The sequence below is a fragment of the Mesorhizobium sp. M7D.F.Ca.US.004.03.1.1 genome, from assembly GCF_003998635.1.
GTDB classification, from domain to species: Bacteria; Pseudomonadota; Alphaproteobacteria; order Rhizobiales; family Rhizobiaceae; genus Mesorhizobium; species Mesorhizobium loti.
This window is the reverse complement of sequence record NZ_RZQG01000507.1, coordinates 1-4,400: the sequence shown is the minus strand read 5'-3', so window position 1 is coordinate 4,400 and position 4,400 is coordinate 1. Positions and strand designations below refer to the sequence as shown.

General features: G+C 64.6%; 4 protein-coding genes and 1 pseudogene. All 5 read right to left on the bottom strand.

The window, feature by feature from the left end:
- Positions 1-242 (bottom strand): annotated as a pseudogene (locus EN935_RS24045) (hypothetical protein); the annotation flags it as partial.
- A gap of 161 nt (positions 243-403) precedes the next feature.
- The gene (locus tag EN935_RS24040; protein WP_127265747.1) at positions 404-1,168 is read right to left on the bottom strand and encodes a phosphoadenylyl-sulfate reductase; all 765 of its coding nucleotides are present in this window, start codon (positions 1,166-1,168) and stop codon (positions 404-406) included.
- The gene (locus EN935_RS24035; RefSeq protein WP_109658824.1) at positions 1,143-2,813 is read right to left on the bottom strand and encodes a nitrite/sulfite reductase; all 1,671 of its coding nucleotides are present in this window, start codon (positions 2,811-2,813) and stop codon (positions 1,143-1,145) included. The genes EN935_RS24040 and EN935_RS24035 overlap by 26 nt, the downstream gene beginning before the upstream one ends.
- A gap of 43 nt (positions 2,814-2,856) precedes the next feature.
- Positions 2,857-3,162: a DUF2849 domain-containing protein gene (locus EN935_RS24030; RefSeq protein ID WP_109658823.1), complete on the bottom strand. Its 306-nt coding sequence runs from the start codon at positions 3,160-3,162 to the stop codon at positions 2,857-2,859.
- On the bottom strand, positions 3,159-4,400 hold a 1,242-nt coding region (gene cysG, locus EN935_RS24025), incomplete at its 5' end, for a siroheme synthase CysG (RefSeq protein ID WP_127373673.1). The genes EN935_RS24030 and cysG, both read right to left, overlap by 4 nt.

Here is a 4,400-nt window from a genome sequence, read left to right as displayed (position 1 = left end):
AGCGAGAGCTGGTCGAGTAGATCGGCGATCTTCTCGAGCTGATCGCCGGGCTGCAGCACCACACCGAGCCGTTCTCTGGCGGAGCGGCGCACCTCCGGATCGAGATCGAGGAACGCCTGCAGCGGCAGGATGAAGCGGCCGTTGCCGGACAGCGCGTCCGCGCTTTCGGCATGAGCCCACTCGTCCTCGCGAAAACCCGTCGGGGTCCAGAGGCGGATCTCCGGTGTCGTCGGTTCAGTCATCAAAAATTCCTAAAAATTCAAAGAAGCTCATTGTGTGTTGAGGTTCAGGTCAGGCCGCGCCGAAAATGGTGGCTTCCGAGAACCGGAGGGAGCGTACTTGAAGTACGTGAGCACCGGAAGCTGCAGTTCGCAAGCCGGCCTCACCTGTATATCAACATACCCTAAAGGGATGCGTCGGTCAGCGACTTCTCCAGCCCCGACAGGTGAATGCCGCACTCGGTCTTGGCATGACCGGCCCAGCGGCCGCTGCGCGCGTCCTCGCCCGGCTGCACCGGCTGCGTGCACGGGAAGCAGCCGATCGACAGATAGCCATAAGCGACTAGCGGATTTTCGCGCAACGCATGCGCGCGCATATAGTCGGCCTGGTCCGATGTCGTCCAGTGCGCCAGCGGATTGATACGGATGCGCGGGCCGACCGCTTCGAACACCGGAAGTGCTGCCCGGGTCGAGGCCTGGAAGCGCTTGCGGCCGGTGAACCAGGCACGGAAGGGGGCGACGCCACGCGCCAGCGGCTCGACCTTGCGCACGTCGCAGCAGGCGTCGGTGTTGCTTTGATGCAGATTGCCCATCGGATCGATCCGTTCGAGCGCCGCTTCCTCGGGCTTGATCACCCTTATGTTGGTCAGCCCGAAATCGGCGGCAAGCGCGTCGCGATAGCCGAGTGTCTCTTCGAAATGCTTGCCGGTGTCGAGGAAGATGACCGGCAGCGTGCGGTCGATCTTGGCGATCATGTGCAGCAGCACAGCCGAGTCCGCACCGAACGACGACACTGCGGCGATCTCGTCATGGAACAGTTCGCGGGCCGAGCGTTCGATGATCTCGAGCGGGTTCAGATGACCGTAAAGCGCATCGAGCCCCGCCGCCTTGGCGGCGATGCCGTCATCGACATCGGCAATATGGTCAAGCGGCCTTGGCTTCGCCAGCATAGAGCGCCTCCTTGAACGGCGCAGGACCGACTCGGCGGTAGGCGTCGATGAATTTCTCTTGTGGGTCGAGCCGAAGGCCGAGATAAGTCTCGACGATCTGCTCGATGGCGTCGGTGATCTCATCCGATGAGAAGCCGCGGCCGATGATCTCGCCAACCGAGGTGTTCTCGTCGGCCGAGCCGCCCAGCGTCACCTGATAGAGCTCGGAGCCCTTCTTCTCGACGCCGAGGATGCCGATATGGCCGACATGGTGATGGCCGCAGGCGTTGATGCAGCCGGAGATCTTCAGCTTCAGTTCGCCGATCTCGCGCTGCCGCTCCAGCGAGGCGAAGCGGCGCGATATTTCCTGCGCGATCGGAATCGAGCGCGCCGTGGCCAACGCGCAATAATCGAGGCCAGGGCAGGCGATGATGTCCGATATCAGGTTGGAATTGGCCGTCGCCAGGCCGATGCCGACCAGCGCATCATAGACCGCCTTGAGGTCGGCGCGCGCCACATGCGGCAGGATCAGGTTCTGCTCATGGCTGACGCGCAGCTCGTCAAAGGCATATGTCTCGGCGATGTCAGCGACCGCTTCCATCTGGCTGTCCGAGGCGTCGCCCGGCACCTCGCCAATGCCCTTGAGCGAGATCGTCACTGCCGCGTAGTCGGGATGGCGGTGCGTCACCACATTCTGGTCGAGCCACTCCGAGAACCCCTTGGAATCCAGCCGCGCCAGCTTGACCGCCTGGTCGCCCTCCGGCCGCTCGGTCAGCGCCGGTGGTGCGAAATAGGCCTCGATGGCGCGGATATCGGCTTCCGGCAGCTTCAACTCCGCGTCCTTCAATTCCTGCCACTCGGCTTCGACCTGGCGGGTGATTTCCTCGACGCCGGTCTCGTGGACGAGGATCTTGATACGCGCCTTGTACTTGTTGTCGCGGCGGCCATAGAGGTTGTAAACGCGCAGGATCGCCGTGCAGTAGGACAAGAGGTCGGCTTCCGGCAGGAAGTCGCGGATCTTGCGGGCGACCATCGGCGTGCGGCCCTGGCCGCCGCCGATATAGACGGCGAAGCCGAGTTCGCCGGCGGCGTTCTTCTTCAGGTGCAGGCCGATGTCGTGGGTCTGGATGGCGGCGCGGTCGCGCTCGGCACCCGTCACCGCGATCTTGAACTTGCGCGGCAGGAACGAGAATTCCGGATGCACCGACGACCACTGGCGCAGGATTTCCGCATAGGGGCGCGGATCGGCGACCTCATCGGCGGCGGCACCGGCGAAATGGTCGGCGGTGACATTGCGGATGCAATTGCCGCTGGTCTGGATGGCGTGCATCTCGACGCTTGCCAGATCGGCCAGGATCGCCGGAATGTCCGACAGCGCCGGCCAGTTGAACTGGATGTTCTGGCGCGTGGTGAAATGGCCGTAGCCCTTGTCGTATTTGCGGGCGATGTGGCCCAGCATGCGCAACTGCTTGCCGTTCAGCGTGCCATAGGGCACCGCGATGCGCAGCATGTAGGCGTGCAGCTGAAGGTAGACGCCGTTCATCAGCCTCAGCGGCCGGAACTGGTCCTCGGTGATCTCGCCGGCAAGGCGGCGCTGGACCTGGTCGCTGAACTCGGCGACGCGGGCCTGGACAAAATCGTGGTCGAACTCATCGTAACGGTACATGCTTCGTCTTTCAGGGCGCGTCCGCCCATGCCTGGTGTCTTGGTTATGCTGCCCAAGTTGACTGCTTGCCAGCCTGCTTGCCGAGATCGTTGCGGATGGTCGGGCCCGCGGCGCGGATTTTCTCGCGCAACCGCACCGGCTCGACGACGCCGTTGACGACGTCCGCATCGATCAAATTGACGTCGACCACTTCGTTGGCGGCGTAGGCCTTGGCGCCGATCGCCTCGAGCCTATCCTCGGCTGCCTTGTCATGGGCGAGGTCGGCATGGTCCACCGTCTCGGCCCAGCCCCCATCGGCATACCAGACGGCAATGCCGTCGGTCAGGCGGTTGGCGGTCAGTATCTTCATTGCTGAACTCCTTCGGCGACCGAACTGGACGCGCCTTCATGCCTGTGTGCCGCGAGCGGCTCGGACCGTTCAAAGTTGGCGCCGGCGACCGCATCGCCGATGATGGTCATGACCGGACCGGAAAGATCGGCGCGCGCTTCCAGCGACGGCAGGTCGGCAAGCGTACCGTGGAAGCGGCGCCGGTTGGCAAGGCTGGCATTCTCGACCACGGCCACCGCCGTATCCGGCGACAGCCCGGCCTCGATCAGCCGGCCGGCAACCTCGGCCGCCACCGAGCGGCCCATATAGACGGCGACGGTGGCGCCCGAAATAGCGAGCTTGGCCCAGTCGGGCAGCGAATTGCCCTTGAGGTCGTGGCCCGTGGTGAACACCATCGACGAGGAAACACCTCGCAAGGTCAGCGGCAGTTCAAAATCGGCGGCGGCGGCAAAAGCCGCGGTGACGCCCGGAACCACCTCATAGGCGATGCCGGCATCGCGCAGTGCCGCCATCTCTTCGCCGGCCCGGCCGAACACCAGCGGATCGCCCGACTTCAGCCGCACGACACGCTTGCCTTCACGGCCAAGCTCGACCAGCAACGCATTGATCTCGGCCTGGCTCTTGGTGTGGCAGCCCTTGCGCTTGCCGACCGGCAGGCGCTCAGCATCGCGGCGACCCATGGCAACGACCGCCTCCGGCACCAGCGCATCATGGACGATGACATCGGCTTCCATCAGCAAACGATGGGCACGCAAGGTCAAAAGATCCTCGGCCCCAGGGCCGGCGCCGACCAGGGCGATGTGGCCGCAAGCCGGCACATTCGACAGCAAAAGATCGACGGCGGCATCATGCGCCTGCGAAAGCTGGCCGGCTTCAGCCGCGCGGGCAGGAGCGCCAGCGAAGAAATCATTCCAGAAGCGACGGCGGGCACTGCCTCTCGGCAGCAGATTCTCGGCAGCCCCGCGAAACGAAGCGGCAAGAATTGCCAGCGGCCCGAGCGACGGCGACAGCATGCGGTCGATGCGGCCGCGCAGCATCTGGGCAAGCACCGGGCCTGCACCTTCCGTGCCGATGGCGATGGCGACCGGTGCGCGGTTGACCAGCGCCGGGGTGAAGAAATCGCAAAGCTCAGGCCGATCGACGGCATTGGCCGGAATGCTTAAGCGCCGCGCATCCGTGACCACGCGGCGGTCGAGTTCCTCGTCGCCGCTGGCGGCAAACACCATGACCGCGCCTTCGAGCTGCGACGCGTCGTAGGC

What these genes read in the sequence shown, in the direction of transcription:
- EN935_RS24040 (WP_127265747.1), bottom strand. Translation starts at nt 1,168, where the DNA reads ATGCTGGCGAAGCCAAGGCCGCTTGACCATATTGCCGATGTCGATGAC.
- EN935_RS24035 (WP_109658824.1), bottom strand. Translation starts at nt 2,813, where the DNA reads ATGTACCGTTACGATGAGTTCGACCACGATTTTGTCCAGGCCCGCGTC.
- EN935_RS24030 (WP_109658823.1), bottom strand. Translation starts at nt 3,162, where the DNA reads ATGAAGATACTGACCGCCAACCGCCTGACCGACGGCATTGCCGTCTGG.